This window comes from Caballeronia sp. SBC1 (genome assembly GCF_011493005.1).
Taxonomy (GTDB): Bacteria; Pseudomonadota; Gammaproteobacteria; order Burkholderiales; family Burkholderiaceae; genus Caballeronia.
The window spans coordinates 869,904-886,463 of the sequence record NZ_CP049156.1; the positions used below are offsets into that span (position 1 = coordinate 869,904).

The 16,560-nt window shown below is 60.6% G+C and carries 16 protein-coding genes; 9 read left to right on the forward strand and 7 right to left on the reverse strand.

The annotated features are described in order from the left end of the window. Positions 1-61: 61 nt before the first annotated feature. Entirely contained in the window at positions 62-838 is a 777-nt protein-coding gene (radC, locus tag SBC1_RS03720; RefSeq protein WP_206366001.1) for a DNA repair protein RadC, read from the reverse strand. Between the two features lie 351 nt (positions 839-1,189). On the opposite strand from radC, the gene SBC1_RS03725 reads away from it, so the two are divergent. From SBC1_RS03725 to SBC1_RS03755, 7 genes are all read left to right on the forward strand, one after another. After that, positions 1,190-1,645, forward strand: a complete 456-nt coding sequence (locus SBC1_RS03725) for a peptidylprolyl isomerase (RefSeq protein ID WP_165087035.1) — start codon at positions 1,190-1,192, stop codon at positions 1,643-1,645. A gap of 2 nt (positions 1,646-1,647) precedes the next feature. Further along, the gene (gene ispH / locus SBC1_RS03730; RefSeq protein ID WP_165087037.1) at positions 1,648-2,604 is read left to right on the forward strand and encodes a 4-hydroxy-3-methylbut-2-enyl diphosphate reductase; all 957 of its coding nucleotides are present in this window, start codon (positions 1,648-1,650) and stop codon (positions 2,602-2,604) included. Between the two features lie 496 nt (positions 2,605-3,100). Next, the gene (locus SBC1_RS03735; RefSeq protein WP_165987352.1) at positions 3,101-4,384 is read left to right on the forward strand and encodes a branched-chain amino acid ABC transporter substrate-binding protein; all 1,284 of its coding nucleotides are present in this window, start codon (positions 3,101-3,103) and stop codon (positions 4,382-4,384) included. Positions 4,385-4,569: 185 nt separating this feature from the next. Next, positions 4,570-5,520 carry a branched-chain amino acid ABC transporter permease gene (locus SBC1_RS03740; protein ID WP_062081034.1) on the forward strand — a complete coding sequence of 317 codons (951 nt, stop codon included), beginning with the start codon at positions 4,570-4,572 and terminating at the stop codon, positions 5,518-5,520. A gap of 17 nt (positions 5,521-5,537) precedes the next feature. After that, a complete protein-coding gene (locus SBC1_RS03745) occupies positions 5,538-6,707 on the forward strand; it encodes an ABC transporter ATP-binding protein (protein ID WP_165987353.1) in 1,170 nt (389 codons plus the stop codon). 25 nt (positions 6,708-6,732) lie between these two features. Further along, complete coding sequence (locus tag SBC1_RS03750) at positions 6,733-7,509, forward strand: ABC transporter ATP-binding protein (RefSeq protein WP_165087045.1); 777 nt, start codon at positions 6,733-6,735, stop codon at positions 7,507-7,509. 38 nt (positions 7,510-7,547) lie between these two features. Continuing rightward, on the forward strand, positions 7,548-8,252 hold the full coding sequence (locus SBC1_RS03755; protein ID WP_165093048.1) for an ABC transporter ATP-binding protein: 705 nt from the start codon (positions 7,548-7,550) through the stop codon (positions 8,250-8,252). A 75-nt stretch (positions 8,253-8,327) separates the two neighbouring features. Here SBC1_RS03755 and SBC1_RS03760 read toward each other — a convergent pair whose 3' ends face one another. The 3 genes from SBC1_RS03760 to SBC1_RS03770 form a co-directional block, all read right to left on the reverse strand. Continuing rightward, positions 8,328-8,750, reverse strand: coding sequence for a GNAT family acetyltransferase (locus SBC1_RS03760; RefSeq protein ID WP_165087047.1), 423 nt, complete (start codon positions 8,748-8,750; stop codon positions 8,328-8,330). Beyond that, on the reverse strand, positions 8,747-9,931 hold the full coding sequence (locus tag SBC1_RS03765; RefSeq protein ID WP_165087049.1) for an acetylornithine transaminase: 1,185 nt from the start codon (positions 9,929-9,931) through the stop codon (positions 8,747-8,749). The genes SBC1_RS03760 and SBC1_RS03765 overlap by 4 nt, the downstream gene beginning before the upstream one ends. A 306-nt stretch (positions 9,932-10,237) precedes the next feature. After that, on the reverse strand, positions 10,238-11,269 hold the full coding sequence (locus SBC1_RS03770) for a CDP-6-deoxy-delta-3,4-glucoseen reductase (protein WP_165087052.1): 1,032 nt from the start codon (positions 11,267-11,269) through the stop codon (positions 10,238-10,240). 59 nt (positions 11,270-11,328) lie between these two features. On the opposite strand from SBC1_RS03770, the gene SBC1_RS03775 reads away from it, so the two are divergent. Then, the gene (locus SBC1_RS03775; protein ID WP_165987355.1) at positions 11,329-12,477 is read left to right on the forward strand and encodes an NAD-dependent epimerase/dehydratase family protein; all 1,149 of its coding nucleotides are present in this window, start codon (positions 11,329-11,331) and stop codon (positions 12,475-12,477) included. Here SBC1_RS03775 and SBC1_RS03780 read toward each other — a convergent pair. From SBC1_RS03780 to SBC1_RS03790, 3 genes are all read right to left on the reverse strand, one after another. Then, positions 12,443-12,619 (reverse strand): hypothetical protein, encoded by a 177-nt coding sequence (locus SBC1_RS03780; RefSeq protein ID WP_031359874.1) that lies wholly within the window; start codon positions 12,617-12,619, stop codon positions 12,443-12,445. The two genes, SBC1_RS03775 and SBC1_RS03780, sit on opposite strands and share 35 nt — an antisense overlap. Before the next feature lie 122 nt (positions 12,620-12,741). Then, positions 12,742-13,611, reverse strand: coding sequence for an alpha/beta hydrolase (locus SBC1_RS03785; RefSeq protein ID WP_165087057.1), 870 nt, complete (start codon positions 13,609-13,611; stop codon positions 12,742-12,744). A gap of 146 nt (positions 13,612-13,757) precedes the next feature. Further along, a complete protein-coding gene (locus tag SBC1_RS03790; protein ID WP_165987356.1) occupies positions 13,758-14,480 on the reverse strand; it encodes a 16S rRNA pseudouridine(516) synthase in 723 nt (240 codons plus the stop codon). 347 nt (positions 14,481-14,827) lie between these two features. On the opposite strand from SBC1_RS03790, the gene poxB reads away from it, so the two are divergent. Then, positions 14,828-16,549, forward strand: coding sequence for a ubiquinone-dependent pyruvate dehydrogenase (poxB, locus tag SBC1_RS03795; protein WP_165087061.1), 1,722 nt, complete (start codon positions 14,828-14,830; stop codon positions 16,547-16,549). Positions 16,550-16,560: the final 11 nt, after the last annotated feature.

A 16,560-nucleotide genomic window follows, 5' to 3' on the forward strand; every position in this document is an offset into this window, starting at 1 on the left:
TAGTGAAATCAGCGTTGGGCTGTCACTTCGGCCGCGCGGGGAATCACCGCTGCGATTCACGTCAAGCCGGAATCCATCCCTGTCGCGAAAAAGAGAAAACCTCGTTCGAGGTCACCACCAGATGATCCAGCAGGCGGACGTCGATCAGGGCGAGCGAGTCTTGCAGCACGCGCGTCAGCCTGCGGTCGTTTGCACTCGGCTCAACGCCGCCGGAGGGGTGATTATGCGCGACGATCAGGCTGGCCGCATTTAATGTGAGCGCCCGCCGCACGATTTCCCGGGGATAGACGGCAACACGCGAGATTGACCCCTTCGCCGATTCGTCCACGGTGATCAGGCAATGTTTGATATCGAGAAACAGGGTGACGAACACTTCGTTGGGTCGCGTGCCGATCAGCCATTTCAAATAGTCTTCCACTGCCTGCGGGGCGTCCAGCAAGGGCCGGTCGCGGGTTTTCTCCGCGAGCGAGCGCTGGCACAGCTCCGAGACAGCAAGCAGCAGCGCCGCTTTGGCCGGGCCGATACCTCCGAACCTGCGCAATTCCGTCGCAGTCGCGCTCAGCACGCCCCTGATCGATTCGAACCGGATCAGGAGGTCGCGCGCCACGTCGACGGAGGTCATGCCCGGGCGGCCCGTATTCAGGAACAACGCCAGCAACTCGGCATCCGATAACGTCTGAGCGCCCAGCTTCAACAGGCGTTCGCGAGGACGATCGCGCGCAGGCCAGTCGAGCATGCGCATGACGGCAGGCGCGATCCGTGCGGGAGGTTCCGCGGCGAGCTGGGCGCCCGCAGAATGCGGCACGTTGTTTTGCACCAGCTCAAGCCGGGCGTTCATGCCAAGCTCCCGCCCGCATGCAACGGCGGGAAGAACGTTGAAAGTAGCGTTGGAAGCAACGTTAAAAATAGTGTCGGAAGCGGCGACTGACGGGCCCGCTCGCTATCACTCGGGGGCATTGCCCGGACGGAGGCGGGGTGGTCGCACTGTGGCTTACAATGCAGGTTTGGCGCCTCGCGGAGCACCCGCCTGGCGGTCTGCACCACGAGGCCGATGGTCCCGGCAGTGCGGTGCCCGGGGGCGGTCCAAGCTTTCGCCATGACTGCGTCCTGTTTGGACGCCCGGCCTTTTATCGGACGGCGGGACCGACTGAGAAGGTAATTACGGCTTTTACGGCTAGAACGATCAAACATGAGCATCATTGATATTTCCGAGGTGAAACCCGGTTCGCATGTCACGCTTCATTACCGGCTTGCGCTTGAGGATGGAGCGGACATTGTCAGCACGTTCGCCGACAAGCCCGCCACGCTGTTACTAGGCGCCGGTCATCTTGCGCCGCCGCTAGAAGACATTCTGCTGGGTCTGAAGGTGGGCCACCACTCGACCTTTCGGCTGATGCCTGGCCAGGCGTTCGGTCCGCGCAATCCGGAAATGCTGCAATGGGTGTCGCTTGCCACGTTGCGCGAGAACGCGATGATCGGAGAGGATTTTTCTCCCGGCGACCTCGTCGAATTCAACGCGCCGGGCGGCGGCCGTTATGCGGGCGTGCTCAAGGAGGTCGGCGAGACCTCCGCGCTGTTCGATTTCAACCATCCGCTTGCCGGCCAGGCGCTGGCGTTCGAAGTGAAAATCATCGGAATTCTGTAGCCATGAGCTCCACTGACACCCTTCTCGATGTCGAAATTCTTCTCGCCCAGCCGCGCGGCTTTTGTGCCGGCGTCGATCGTGCAATCGAAATCGTGGAGCGAGCCATCACGCTGTTCGGCGCGCCTATCTACGTGCGCCACGAGATCGTGCACAACGCCTACGTGGTCGAGGATTTGCGCAAGAAAGGCGCGGTGTTCATCGAAGACCTGGCGGATGCGCCCGAAGGCAGCACGCTGATTTTCAGCGCGCACGGCGTGTCGAAGGCAGTGCGCTCGGAAGCGGAAACCCGCGGCTTGCGCGTGTTCGACGCTACCTGCCCGCTCGTGACCAAGGTGCATATGGAAGTCGCGAAGATGCGCCAGGAAGGCTTCGATATCGTGATGATCGGCCACAAGGGCCATCCCGAAGTGGAAGGCACGATGGGGCAGAGCGGTGAAGGTATGCACCTGGTGGAGGATATCCAGGACGTGGAAGCACTCGCGCTCTCCGATCCCGACCGGATTGCCTACGTGACGCAAACCACGCTGTCAGTCGACGACGCCTCCGCGATCATCAACGCATTGAAGTCGAAATATCCGTCGGTGAAAGAGCCGAAGAAGCAGGATATTTGCTACGCCACGCAGAATCGTCAGGACGCGGTGAAGTTTCTCGCGCCTCAATGCGATGTGGTGATCGTGGTGGGCAGTCCGAACAGCTCGAATTCGAGCCGGCTGCGTGAAGTGGCTGAAAAGCGCGGCATCCCTGCCTATATGGTGGATTCGCCCACGCAAATAGATCCAAAATGGGTGGAAGGGAAAAAGCGCATCGGTGTGACGGCGGGTGCGTCGGCGCCAGAAGTGCTGGCGCAGGCCGTGATCGCGCGGTTGCGGGAACTGGGGGTGCGAAACGTGCGCCCGCTGGAAGGGATCGAGGAGACGGTTTCGTTTCCGCTGCCACGTGGGCTGACGCTGCCGGGCTGATGTACCGCCCCGCACCGTCCGCGAAGCGTTGTCCTTGGTTCCTGAATTAGAGGCGATAGTCAAAAAGTGTAGTGAGAGGCCGCTCCAACTTGTGTTGGTGTGGCCTTTTTATTTGCCCGCTGCGAAGAAAACACTACGCCCAAACATCGCGCCTGCAAGCACACCGCCGGGACCGCTACGAGAACGCCCGGATTGACCTGCTGATTTTGCGCTCGCACCATGAAAGTGCATTTTTGCGAATCTGCGGCGTCACTAAAGCAATGCAGCTCATCGGTGTTTACCCACGATGCCAGCCGATGGTGCAACTTGCGCACCGGAGTGAGGCGCAACCGGGTTGCTCCAAGACCTCCGCCAGAGGCCAGAGAGAGGGTTGCAATGGAGGAAAACCCCTGTCGCTGAACAATATTGCACGTCTCAAAAACCGAGTTACAATGCGCGCGTTCCAAGCCGGATGGGCTGGAAACATCAGCTTTTCAAGGCGCCGGAGACCTACTGAATGCGAATGAAGTTTGGCTTTGCCCTGACCATCGCGGCTGCGGTTGCGATGACTACGGCGTGCAGCAAAAAGAGTGATAACGAGCCGGCCGCTGGGGCATCGGCGGTGCCGGAAGCGTCGGCGAGTGTGGGAGCGAGCGTAGGAGGCGGTGCGCCGGCCGTGCCGGCATCGGCGGCATCAGTGGCTGCGGCTTCCGCGCCTGCACCGGCCAGCAACGCGACGGTGGTCAAGATCGGCCACGTCGCGCCGCTTAGCGGACCGCTGGCGCCTCTCGGGCAGGACAATGAAAACGGTGCGCGACTGGCCATCGAGGAAATCAGCGCGCAGGGACTGACCATCGACGGTCACGCGATTCATCTCGAACTGGACACGCAGGACGATGCAGCCGATCCCAAGAAGGGGTTGGCAGCGGCGCAGCAACTGGTAGCCGATCACGTGGTGGCGGTCGTCGGACATTTGAATTCGGGCGTGTCGATTCCGGCATCGAAGATCTATAGCGACGCGAACGTGGCGCAGATCTCGGGTGCGACGACCAACCCCACGTTCACGCAGCAAGGGTACAAAACGACGTTCCGTGTGGTGCCGACGGACGCGCGCCAGGGGCCGGTGCTTGCGACCTACGCGCTCAAGACGCTGCACGCGCGGAAAGTCGTGGTTGTAGATGACGCCACGCTCTACGGCCGGGGTCTTGCGAATGAGTTTGCCAAGGCCGTGGTCGCAGGCGGTGGCCGCATCGTGGGGCACGAAGTGACGAGCGAAAAGGCGCGCGATTTCAAGGCAATACTGAACAAGATCAAGCGCGTCCAGCCTGACGCGGTGATGTTCGGGGGCATGGACGTGACCGGCGGACCGTTTGCGAAGCAGGCAACGGCAATGGGCATCAAGGCAAAGATTCTTGGCGGTGACGGCATGTGTTCCGCCGACATGCCCACGCTCGCGGGCAACGCAGCGCCGAACGTGGTGTGCTCGGAACTCGGTGTGGATGTGTCGAAACTGGACAAGGGCGGGGATTTCACGCAGCACTACGACACCCGTTTTCATCTGCCGGTCCAGGGCTACGCGCCGTTCACCTATGACGCCGTGTATGTGATTGTCGACGCCATGAAGCGGGCTAATTCGATTGAAGCGCCAAAGGTGCTTGCCGCGATTGCATCGACGGATTTCAATGGCCTGACAGGGCACATTGCATTCGATGACAAAGGCGATTTGAAAGGCGGCGGTGCAATCACGCTAATCGATTTCAAGGATAACAAGAAGAACGTCATTGACGTCATTACACCGTAATCCTGTGTTGCGGCGCCGCGCGGCGAATGCACATCAGGTTGAGCAATCCCTCGATACGTAGTCACTTTCGGACGTGTTAGAGTTTTTTTTCAAGTACGCGCGGTGCGGGTGCGTTTTTTACTTCCCTTCGGTTTATCGGCCAGCGATAAAGCGTAAATCTAGTCGCACGGGCTAAGGAGCCTTCAATGGATATCTTCATCCAGCAGATTATCAACGGGCTGGTGCTTGGCAGCGTGTATGCCATCATCGCGTTGGGTTACACGATGGTGTACGGGATTCTCGGCATCATCAACTTCGCTCACGGGGACGTGCTGATGGTCGGCGCCATGGTCGCGCTGTCCGCCATCGGCGTTTTGCAGAACCACTTCCCGGGCATGCCGTTAGCGTTGGTGCTGGTCATCGCGCTGCTGGTCGCCGCAGTCGTCTGCGCGCTGGTCGGCTACACGATCGAGCGCGTGGCTTATCGGCCTTTGCGTAGAGCGCCGCGTCTGGCGCCGTTGATTACGGCTATCGGCGTGTCGATTCTTCTGCAGACCATCGCCATGATGATCTGGGGCCGCAATCCGCTGGCCTTCCCGCAACTGCTGCCAACCGATCCGATCAACGTGATTACGGCCACCGCCGATCGTCCGGGCGCCGTGATCTCGATGACGGAAATCGTGATTATCGTGGTGGCGTTCCTCGTGATGGGCGGCTTGCTGCTGCTTGTGCACAAGACGAAACTCGGCCGCGCCATGCGCGCCATTGCCGAGAATCCGGGCGTCGCGAGCCTGATGGGGGTCAACCCTAACTTCGTGATCTCCGCGACCTTCATGATCGGCTCTGCGCTTGCGGCTCTCGCCGGCGTGATGATCGCCTCCGAATATGGCAACGCGCACTTCTACATGGGCTTCATCCCCGGGTTGAAGGCGTTCACGGCCGCGGTGCTGGGGGGGATCGGCAACCTGGGCGGCGCCATGGTGGGCGGCGTGCTGCTTGGCCTGATCGAACAGCTCGGTGCGGGGTATATCGGCAATTTGACTGGCGGTGTGTTCGGCAGTAACTACCAGGACGTGTTCGCGTTCATCGTGCTGATCATCGTGCTGGTGTTCCGTCCGTCCGGCCTGCTCGGCGAACGTGTCGCAGATCGCGCTTAAACAGGGGAGAGACAAGCATGACTTCAATTCAACCGATCGAGCCGTCGACGACGCTCATCCCTGAAAGAAAAACGGCGAAGAATTACGCCGTCACCGTGCTGGTTACCGCATTGGTGATCCTCGCGCCGATGTTGATTGGCGCCGCCGGCGGCAACTACTGGGTCCGCGTGCTCGACTTCGCGATGCTGTACGTGATGCTGGCACTCGGCCTGAACGTGGTGGTGGGTTTTGCCGGCCTGCTGGACTTGGGCTACATCGCGTTTTATGCGGTGGGCGCTTACGTGGCTGCGTTGCTGTCCTCGCCGCAACTGACCACGCAGTTCGAGTGGATCGCGCATCTGTTCCCCGGCGGCCTGCATGCGCCGATCTGGGTGATCGTGCCGTGCGCGATGGGGCTGGCTGCCACTTTCGGTGTGCTGCTCGGAGCACCAACATTGCGTCTGCGCGGCGACTACCTCGCTATCGTGACCTTGGGCTTCGGGGAAATCGTCCGGATCTTCATGAACAACCTGGATCGTCCGGTCAACATCACGAACGGGCCGAAGGGGATTACCGGCATTGACCCGGTGTCGTTCTTCGGATTCGATTTATCGAAGACGCACTCGTTGTTCGGGTTCACCTTCCCCTCGGTCTACAACTATTACTACCTGTTCGTGCTGTGTTCGCTGTTCGTGATCTTCGTGTGCGTACGCTTGCAGCATTCGCGTATTGGCCGCGCGTGGGCCGCGATCCGCGAAGACGAAATCGCCGCCAAGGCGATGGGCATCAACACCCGTAACGTAAAGCTGCTGGCCTTCGCGATGGGCGCGTCGTTCGGCGGTTTGTCGGGCGCGATGTTCGGTACGTTCCAGGGATTCGTTTCGCCGGAATCGTTCACGTTCTGGGAATCCATCGTCGTGCTCGCCTGCGTGGTGCTCGGCGGCATGGGCCACATTCCAGGCGTGATCCTGGGCGCGGTGCTGCTGGCCGTGTTCCCTGAATTCCTGCGCTCGACCATGGGTCCGCTGCAGAACTTCATCTTCGGTCACCAGATCGTGGATACCGAAGTCATCCGCCAGTTGCTCTACGGTCTCGCGATGGTGCTGATCATGCTGTATCGCTCGGAAGGCCTGTGGCCGTCTCCGAAACACGAAGACAAGATCGCGAAAATTGCGAAGCGCGCTGGCAAGAAGCCGGTACGCGCCTGAGCCCCGAGAGAGCGGAGAAAACACAATGAGCGATAAACCCATTCGACTGTCCGTGAAGGGCGTGAACAAGCGCTTCGGCGGCTTGCAGGCGTTGGCCGAAGTTGGCCTGGAAATCAGGGAAGGCGAAATCTATGGCCTGATCGGCCCGAACGGCGCAGGCAAGACCACGTTCTTCAACGTGATCACGGGCCTGTACACGCCGGACTCGGGCTCGTTCGTGCTCGACGGTACGCCGTACACGCCGACCGCCGTGCATCAGGTGGCGAAGGCGGGCATTGCGCGTACCTTCCAGAACATTCGTCTGTTCGGCGGCATGACGGCGCTCGAGAACGTGATGGTCGGACGCCACGTGCGTACGAAGCACGGCCTGATCGGCGCGGTGCTGCAGACGCCGTCGGAGCGTCGTGAAGAGAAGGAAATCAAAGAGCGCGCGCTGGAGTTGCTGGAGTACGTGGGCGTGCTGCAATACGCGGACTACACGTCGCGCAACCTCTCGTACGGGCACCAGCGCCGCCTGGAAATTGCGCGTGCGCTGGCCACTGATCCGAAGCTGCTCGCACTCGATGAACCCGCCGCCGGCATGAACGCGACGGAGAAGGTCGAACTCACGCGCCTGCTCGACAAGATTCGCAGCGACGGCCGCACGATTCTCTTGATCGAACACGATGTGAAACTGGTGATGGGATTGTGCAACCGGATGACGGTGCTTGATTACGGCAAGGTGATCGCCGAGGGTCTGCCGCAGGACGTGCAGAAGAATCCGAAGGTGATCGAGGCTTATCTCGGGGCAGGGGTTCACTGATGGCTACGATGAATGGCGCGAATGGCGCAAACGGCGCAATGTTGAAGATCAAGGGCCTGCAGGTCAGCTATGGCGGCATTCATGCCGTCAAGGGCGTGGACCTGGAAGTGGGCAAGGGCGAACTCGTGACGCTGATCGGCGCGAACGGCGCGGGCAAGACGACCACGATGAAAGCGATCACGGGCCTGAAGGCGTATTCGGCTGGCGATATCGAATACATGGGGCAGTCGATCAAGGGCGTGCCGTCGCATGAGTTGCTCAAGCGCGGCCTCGCGATGGTGCCAGAAGGGCGGGGCATTTTCGCGCGCATGTCGATTCTTGAAAACATGCAGATGGGCGCGTACTTGCGTAACGACAAGGACGAAATCGACAAGGACACCGACCGCATGTTCGGCTTCTTTCCACGGCTGAAAGAGCGGGCGTCGCAGTATGCGGGCACGTTGTCGGGCGGCGAACAGCAGATGCTGGCCATGGCGCGTGCGCTGTTGTCGCGGCCGAAGTTGTTGTTGCTCGACGAACCGTCGATGGGTCTCTCGCCGATCATGGTCGAGAAGATCTTCGAAGTGGTGCGCGAGATTTCGGGCGAAGGGCTGACGGTGCTGCTGGTTGAGCAGAACGCGCGGTTGGCGTTGCAGGCGGCGAATCGCGGCTACGTGATGGATTCGGGCCTGGTCACCATGTCGGGTGACGCAAAGACCATGCTGGATGATCCGAAGGTCCGGGCTGCTTACTTGGGCGAATGAGTGGGCGAGTAATCGGCGTTGATGAATGAAGAAGCCGCATGCCTTTGAGGGGCATGCGGCTTTTTTAACGCGCGGTCAAAGCCGCTTGCCGAAGCTGACCACTTCATCCATTTGATAACCGAGCTTCGCGTAAAACGCCTGCGTCTCAGGCTTGTTCGCCATGATCTGCAGATTCAGCTTCGGACATCCGATGGACGCGAGTGCGCGCTCTGCATGTTCAACCAGCGCGCGGCCATAACCGTTGCCGCGTTGATCTGTTGCGACCGCAAGCGAATACAGCCATCCGCGATGCCCGTCGTAACCCGTCATCACCGTGCCGATCAGACGCTCTTCCAGCAAGCCGACGAAGAAAAACTCCGGCTGCATGGCGAGCTTGTTTCGAATCGATAAACGCGGATCGCGCTGTGGCTTGCCAGGCGTGGCGTATTCCGGAAACGCTTGTGCCCAGAGCGCGAGCACGTCCTGCGTGTCGCGCTCATCGAAGACACGGATAATCACAGCGCGTCCAGCACGGACCGCAGCATCGACATCATCTGGTCGATCTCGTCCTTCGTCACATTCAGCGCTGGCATGAAGCGCAGCAGGTTCGGCCGCGCTGCGTTCAGAAGCAAACCATCTGGTCCCATGTCGCGGGCCATTTCGACAATCTTCGGACCGTTGTCGTTATTGAGCAGCAATGCGCGCAGCAAACCCTCGCCACGTTCGCCGTTAAAACCGCGCTCTTCCGAAAGCTGCAACAACTGCGCCTTCAGATACTCGCCACGCTCGCGCACGCCTTCGAGAAAGCCCGGCGCCGTCAGTTGCGAAATCACCGAAAAACCCGCCGCCGTCATCAGCGGATTGCCGTTGTACGTGCCGCCCTGGTCGCCGGGTTCGAAGCACGCCACTTCCTTGGTTGAGAGCAAGGCGGCCAGTGGCACGCCACCGCCAATGCCCTTACCCAGGGTCATGATGTCCGGCTCCACGCCCGACAATTCATACGCGAACAAGGTGCCGGCACGGCCGCAACCGCTTTGCACTTCATCGACGATCATCAGCAGGTTGTGCTTCTTCGTCAGCGCGCGCAAAGCCTGCATGAACTCGCGCGTGGCCGGGATCACGCCACCTTCGCCTTGAATTGGCTCGAGCATCACGCCGACGGTTTTATCGGTGATGAGTTTTTCCACCGATGCGATGTCATTAAGGTCAGCCTTCGGAAAGCCCGGCACTTGCGGTGCATAGATGGTGTCCCAGCCCGGCTTGCCGCTCGCCGACATGGTCGCCAAGGTCCGGCCGTGGAAGCTGTGATCGAACGTGATGATCTCGTACGCGCCGCCCTTGAACTTCTTGCCCCACTTGCGCGCGAGCTTGATCGCGCCTTCGTTGGCTTCGGCGCCGCTGTTGGCGAAGAACACTTTGTCGAAGCAGCTATTCGCGGTCAGGAGGCCGGCGAGCTGGGCCATCGGCGCATTGTAGAAAGCCGGCGACGGGTTGATCAGCGTGCGAGCCTGTTTGTTCATGGCTTCGATCATGCCGTCGTTGCAATGACCCAGACTATTCACCGCCCAGCCCTGGATGAAGTCGAGGTATCGCTTCTCGTTGTTGTCGTAGAGCCATGAACCCTTGCCGTGCGTGAACACGATCTCAGGACGGTTCGTGATGAACATCAGGGATTCGACGGGGTACTCTTGGAAATTCATGACGGCGGGCTCCACGAAAACAGCAAGTAAAAAAAGTGGCGAGAAAAAAACCGGATCAACAATGCAAAAAGCCACGGAATTCCGTGGCTTCATAGTGGCGAAGTGTGCGCTGGTTCGAAAACTCAAGCGCCAATCCGTGACGAGCCAGCGGCATCCCTAGGGGAGCAGCGAGCGGCGACGTCGAAGAGTGGCGTAAATTTTGAGCATTCGCGAAGAATACGATATGAAGTTCCTGCGTGTAAACCATGGCGGCCCGATTTTTGTCGAGCCGCCACACTCGCCGGCTTTCTTGCGGCTACCGTGCGCTCACACCGGATTGGCGAGATCGGCCGCGCTGGTGAATGAATCGGCGTAGAACTCGTCCTCCGGCAAGCGGTGATGACTTGTGAAATCACGTTGCGCGGATTCCACCATCACCGGCGCGCCACAGGCGTACACCTGATATGCGCTCAAGTCTGGCAGATCTTCGATGACAGCACGATGAACAAAGCCCGTACGGCCTGTCCAGGCGTCACTTGCATCGGGTTCGGACAGTACCGGCACGAACGAGAAGTTCGGCACGTCCTTCGCCCATTGTTCGGCCATGTCCATCATGTACAGGTCTTGCTTGCGGCGGCCGCCCCAATAGAGCGTCATGGGCCGGTTCAGGTTCTTGAACACAGCATGTTCAATAATTGCCTTGATTGGTGCGAAGCCCGTGCCGGAAGCGAGCAGCACAATGGGCTTCTCTGAATCTTCACGCAGGAAGAACGTGCCGAGCGGGCCTTCGAAGCGCAAGATGTCGCGCTCTTTCATGGGGCCGAACACGTGGTCCGTGAAGGTGCCACCGGGCATGTGGCGAACGTGCAGTTCGATCGGGCCTTCGTGGTGCGGCGGGCTCGCCATGGAATAGCTGCGGCGCTTGCCGTCTTTCAGAATGAATTCGATGTACTGGCCGGCCAGGTATTGCAGCCGTTCGTTGGCCGGCAATTGCAGCTTCAGTTCAATGACGTCGGTCGCCTTGCGTTCCAGCGCGTTCACGCGGCAAGGCAGCTTCTTGACCTGGATGTCGCCTACACCTGCAACTTCGCGTACGTCGATGGTCAGGTCCCCCTTCGCCGTCGCGCAACAAAGCAGGGCCATGCCACGGGTTTTTTCGTCGTTGGATAACGCCGACGACGAATGCGGCGCCTGCTCGACTTCGCCGGAGACGACCGTGCCCTTGCATGAACCACAGGCTCCGTTCTTGCAGCCGTAGGGAAGTCCGATGCCCTGACGCAGGGCGGCAAGCAGCACCGCTTCGTCGGGTTCTACCTGAAACTGCCGGCCGCTTTGCCGGAGCGTTACGTTGAAAGCCATAGATCCTGGATGAGTTGGATGAAACAAATGCAAAAGCTGTCGCGGCTACAATTGACAGCATGATCGCCACTCGAAAACTACGCCGCGCGCGCGTGCTGATTGCCGGTTGCGGCGATGTCGGCCTGCGTTGCGTGCCGCTTCTCGCACGCCGTGCCGCCGCGCCCCGCGTGATCGCACTCTCAAGTCAACCCGCGCGCATAGCCGAACTGCGCGCAGCCGGTACTACACCGTTGATCGGCAACCTGGACGAGCGCCGCACTCTGCGACGGCTGGCCGGTCTTGCACCCACGGTGCTGCATCTCGCGCCGCCCCAGAAAACCCGCGACGACGACATCAGGACCCGCGCACTGATTGCAGCGTTAAGCGCGCCGCGACGGTCTGTTGCGCGCGTGGCAACGAGCGCTGTCGCCCGTCAGCGGGCGTGGCGCGGATGGTTTCGCGCGACCTTCAAAAGCAGCATGCAAGCGGCCGTCAGAATGGGCGTCGGGATCAGCGCCAGCAAGCACGCCAAAGCCACAAAAAGAGCGTGTATTGTACCCGACCGGGTTTCGAGCACCGCTGCGTGCCGGGCGCAGATCCGACTGGTTTATGCGAGCACGTCTGGGGTTTACGGCGATTGCGGCGGGGCGTGGATCGATGAAACGCGGCCGGTCAGGCCGGACAACGCGCGCGCGAAGCGACGCGTATCGGCGGAAACGCAATTGCGGCGCGCCACGCGGCGCGGTGTGCTGAGTGCATCGATTGTGCGAATTCCCGGGATCTACGCCGGCAACCGCCTGCCACTGACACGGCTGCACAAGGGAACGCCGGCGCTGGCGCCGGCCGATGATGTTTATACAAACCATATCCACGCAGACGACCTCGCCGCCATTCTCGTGCTCGCGATCCGGCGGGTGCGGCCGCAACGCGTGGTGCATGCGTCGGATGACAGCGACTTGCGCATGGGGGATTATTTCGACCTGGTTGCCGATGCATTCGGCTTGCCGCGCGCTCCCCGTGTTTCTCGCGAGCAGGCCGAGGCGCAACTCGAGCCGATGATGCTCTCGTTCATGCGCGAATCGCGACGTCTGCAGAACACCCGGCTGCGAGACGAAATGCGTTACGCGCTGCGTTATCCGAGCATCGACGACTTTCTGCGCGACTTGCCGAGCAAGTCGGACGTTCATCCGGCCGTCACATCAGTACCGGTAGCGTCTCCAGCAGAATGAAGCACAGAAGAGCCCCGATCAGCGCACCGATCAGGTTGGGTTGATAGCGATGGCGCAGATGCATTGTCACCAGCAATCCGACAATAAACAACACGCTGATCGCCACGAACGCAATCATTGCAATGGTCATGTGAGCGGCCATGATGGCCCTCCTGCTTCTTTTAATAGTCGTGTAAGGAGTATAGATTTCCGTCGTAAGAAAGGCATGCTGCAGTGCGGTGCCAGTGTGTTGTGTTAACACCTATTGAACAGGCCACAGGTCGTTTATTGCGAGTCAATGAACGCCGATACATCCGCGAGCACTGTGGAACGTCCCCGCAAGGGCAACGCCAGCGCCGAAACAATGCGGATATGGCCGAAGCCGTCGTAATGCTTTACCTCTACCGAGTCGCCATGTTTGCGCAGCATGGCCGCCAGACGGTCGGTGTTGCCGGGATCGACAACAGTGTCGTCCGTGCCGGCCGCAAGGAACATGGGCGGCTCGTGGCCGGTGACGAAATTGATCGGCTGGCTCTCGGCGCGCGTGCCTGCCGGAAAGACGTCGAGTAGGGTGCGATCCTTGATGGGCAGGAAATCGTAAGGTCCAGCCAGGCCGATCACCCCGCGCAAGTCGGCTTTCGACATTGATTGCGAAGCGAGATAACGCGGATCGGTCGCGATCAGCGCGGCAAGATGAGCGCCTGCTGAATGGCCCATTACAAAAAGCCGCGACGGATCGCCGCCGAATTCATGCGCGTGATCGCGGGTCCAGCGAGTTGCGGCAGCCGCATCATTGACAAAACCAGGAAACGCCGTTTCCGGATACGTGCGGTAGTCCGGCAGCACGGCCACGTAGCCGCGCGACGTCAACGCCTGTGCGACGAACAGATAATTGCCGCGATCGCCGTTCTGCCAGCTTCCGCCGTAGAAAAACACAACAACCGGGCGCGGCTCAACACTCGCTGCGGCGGTGGGCACGTAGACATCGAGTACCTGGCGCGGATCGTTTCCGTACGCGATATCTGACGTTTTCCTGTAACCACTCGATGGAATGGCGGCGTTCAGAAGTTTGACGGGACTACAGGCGGCGAGCGCAGCAGCGCCGAGACTGGCAAGACCGAATGTCACGATGCGGCGTTTTTGTTGTGTGGGCATAAATATCGAAAAGCAGGGGATGCCACCTTCTACGCTCGAAGCACCCGGATGGATGCAGCGCGCCGGGTTGACCTGATGAAGACGTTAAACCTTGGGAGGGTGTAACTCAGCGCGCTGTCGCACGCATACGGCACGCGTCAGGCGCATCAGGTTTGCCTGAGCATGACGAGGTCTGCATCGTCCAGCCAACGCCATTGGCCTTCGGCGAGATCATCGGGCAGGGCAAACCCGCCAATACGCTCCCGATGCAATTTCTCCACGCGGTTCCCCGCCGCTGCGACCATCCGCTTCACCTGGTGATACTTGCCTTCAAGCACCGAAAGCTCGAGCTGCCGCTCGTCGCGCTGTTCAGCGCTGACAGCGGCAACAGGCTGCGATTCGCCATGCAGCAAGACGCCGTTGCGCAGTGCCGAGAGTTGAGCATCGTCCAGCGGATGGCGGGTGGCCGCGAGATACGCCTTTGGCACCTTTCGTTTCGGCGATGTGAACGCATGCACGAACGCGCCGTCATCGGAGAGGAGAAGAAGGCCGGTCGTGTCCTGATCCAGACGTCCCACGCATTGCACGCCGCGCTCCGTCAACTGCGGTGGCAGCAGGCGGAAAACGCTCAGGTGGTGTTGCGGATCACGTGAGCACTCGTAGCCCGGTGGCTTGTTCAACGCCAGATACGCTTTCTCCCGATACCGCCATGTGGTGCCATCGACTTGAAACTCGAACGAAGCGAGCGTGTCGGACGCGATGTCGATTGCGGCATCGGCGGCATTAGCGCATGGCGCGCCCGCGACGGATACACGGCCATCGGCTATCAGCGCGCGGCATTGCCGGCGCGAGCCGAAACCCTGCGTGAAGAGAATGCGTTCGAGATCCATCGGGGCGGTGATTGGCTCAGGCAGAAAGGAGGGACGGACATTCTAGCAACCGGCGTGCTTCTATCCTTTACGACGGCTGCCTGAACTACGGTGCGATTCACGTTGATCATGTGGTGCACGAGGGGCGTATGAACACGTTGCAGACCGACGTATCGGCCCTTAGCCTCGGTCGTTGGCCATTCGTAAAGCGGGCAGATTAAGGTCTTTTCATACTTGATCCCCCGCATGACGTTTATGCTTTTCGCTTTGAGCCGTTTTGACCTGTCTCACGCGTATGACGAAAGGAAGCTGACAACGCGGCATCCAATCGACCACTCCGATTCCTCTTTTCACCCAAGGAGCAGGACATGGCAAGAAACACGGTTGCGGAATTTTTGGCCAGGACGCTGGCGGCGGCGGGCGTCGAACGTATCTGGGGCGTTACTGGCGACAGCTTGAACGGGCTCGCCTACAGCCTCGATCAGGTCGGGTCCATCCGCTGGATGCATACACGCCACGAGGAGGTGGCCGCGTTCGCGGCAGGCGCCGACGCAGCGTCAACCGGCAAGCTTGCCGTGTGCGCCGGTAGTTGCGGCCCGGGCAACCTGCACTTGATCAATGGCTTGTATGACTGCCACCGTAACCAGCAGCCGGTGCTGGCCATTGCCGCGCATATTCCATCGACGGAAATCGGGCTGGGCTATTTCCAGGAAACTCATCCGACCGCGCTGTTCAAGGAGTGCAGCCATTACGTTGAACTTGTGTCGAGCGCCGCCCAATTTCCCCGTGTGCTCGCCCGCGCGATGCGCACGGCGATTGAAGAGCGCGGCGTTGCGGTGATCGTGCTGCCCGGCGATGTCGCGTTGAGCGACGCACCCGCGGAGAAACCCAGCTGGTCGGCCACGGGGCCGTCGACCATCCTGCCATCGGACATCGATATCGACCGGCTCGCGGCCATGCTGAACGAGTCGGACGCGGTGACGCTGATGTGCGGCAGCGGCACCGCGGGCGCGCACGATGAAGTGGTTGCGCTCGCCGACATGCTCGGCGCGCCGGTCGTTCACGCGATGCGCGGCAAGCAGTTCATTGAATGGGACAACCCGTATGACGTCGGCATGACCGGTCTGATCGGTTTCAGCTCCGGCTATCACGCGATGATGTCGTGCGACACGCTGCTCCTGCTCGGCTGCGATTTCCCCTACCGGCCGTTCTATCCCACGGACGCCAAGATCATCCAGGTGGACTGGCGCGGCTCCAAGCTCGGCTCGCGCGCGCCGCTCGCACTCGGGCTGGTCGGCACGGTCAAGGAGACGATAGCGGCGGTCCTGCCGAAGCTCACGAGGAAGCCTGACCGCAAGTTCATCGATACCGCGCGCAAGCACTATGCAGCGGCGAGAAAGGGACTTGATGAACTCGCCACGCCGTCGGGTCCCGGCAACGCGATCCACCCGCAATATCTGACGAAACTCATCGACGAAGCGGCCGAGGAAGACGCCATTTTTACCGCCGATGTCGGCACGCCAACCGTCTGGGCCGCGCGTTACCTGACGATGAACGGCAAACGCCAGCTTCACGGCTCGTTCAATCACGGCTCCATGGCGAACGCGATGCCGCAGGCGCTCGGCGCCCAAGGCGCAAATCCGGGGCGTCAGGTGATCTCGCTCTCGGGCGATGGCGGTTTGTCGATGTTGCTTGGCGACTTGCTGAGTGCTCGTCAACTGGATCTGCCCATCAAAGTGGTGGTTTATAACAACAGTCTGCTCGGCTTCGTTTCAATGGAGCTCAAGGCCGCCGGGTACCTGGATACCAACGTCGATCTGGCCAAAACGGACTTCGCGGCCATCGCCCAGGGTGCGGGCATTTTCAGCATCCGGGTGGAAGAGTCTGAAGATATTGCAGAGGCGCTGCAGAAGGCTTTCGCTTATCCCGGGCCGGCGCTCGTGGACGTGGTGACATCGAAACACGAGCTGGCGATGCCGCCAAAAGTGGAATTGGCGCAGGCGAAAGGCTTCAGCCTCTACATGTTGCGGGCAATCCTGAACGGTCGCGGCGACGAGATCGTGGAACTCGCCAAGACCAATTTTCGATAGGAATATTCTGA

Excerpts from the sequence above, each read along its gene's own strand:
- radC (WP_206366001.1), bottom strand. The coding sequence starts at position 838 with ATGAACGCCCGGCTTGAGCTGGTGCAAAACAACGTGCCGCATTCTGCG.
- SBC1_RS03725 (WP_165087035.1), top strand. The coding sequence starts at position 1,190 with ATGAGCATCATTGATATTTCCGAGGTGAAACCCGGTTCGCATGTCACG.
- ispH (WP_165087037.1), top strand. The coding sequence starts at position 1,648 with ATGAGCTCCACTGACACCCTTCTCGATGTCGAAATTCTTCTCGCCCAG.
- SBC1_RS03735 (WP_165987352.1), top strand. The coding sequence starts at position 3,101 with ATGCGAATGAAGTTTGGCTTTGCCCTGACCATCGCGGCTGCGGTTGCG.
- SBC1_RS03740 (WP_062081034.1), top strand. The coding sequence starts at position 4,570 with ATGGATATCTTCATCCAGCAGATTATCAACGGGCTGGTGCTTGGCAGC.
- SBC1_RS03745 (WP_165987353.1), top strand. The coding sequence starts at position 5,538 with ATGACTTCAATTCAACCGATCGAGCCGTCGACGACGCTCATCCCTGAA.
- SBC1_RS03750 (WP_165087045.1), top strand. The coding sequence starts at position 6,733 with ATGAGCGATAAACCCATTCGACTGTCCGTGAAGGGCGTGAACAAGCGC.
- SBC1_RS03755 (WP_165093048.1), top strand. The coding sequence starts at position 7,548 with ATGTTGAAGATCAAGGGCCTGCAGGTCAGCTATGGCGGCATTCATGCC.
- SBC1_RS03765 (WP_165087049.1), bottom strand. The coding sequence starts at position 9,931 with ATGAATTTCCAAGAGTACCCCGTCGAATCCCTGATGTTCATCACGAAC.
- SBC1_RS03770 (WP_165087052.1), bottom strand. The coding sequence starts at position 11,269 with ATGGCTTTCAACGTAACGCTCCGGCAAAGCGGCCGGCAGTTTCAGGTA.
- SBC1_RS03775 (WP_165987355.1), top strand. The coding sequence starts at position 11,329 with ATGATCGCCACTCGAAAACTACGCCGCGCGCGCGTGCTGATTGCCGGT.
- SBC1_RS03780 (WP_031359874.1), bottom strand. The coding sequence starts at position 12,619 with ATGGCCGCTCACATGACCATTGCAATGATTGCGTTCGTGGCGATCAGC.
- SBC1_RS03785 (WP_165087057.1), bottom strand. The coding sequence starts at position 13,611 with ATGCCCACACAACAAAAACGCCGCATCGTGACATTCGGTCTTGCCAGT.
- SBC1_RS03790 (WP_165987356.1), bottom strand. The coding sequence starts at position 14,480 with ATGGATCTCGAACGCATTCTCTTCACGCAGGGTTTCGGCTCGCGCCGG.
- poxB (WP_165087061.1), top strand. The coding sequence starts at position 14,828 with ATGGCAAGAAACACGGTTGCGGAATTTTTGGCCAGGACGCTGGCGGCG.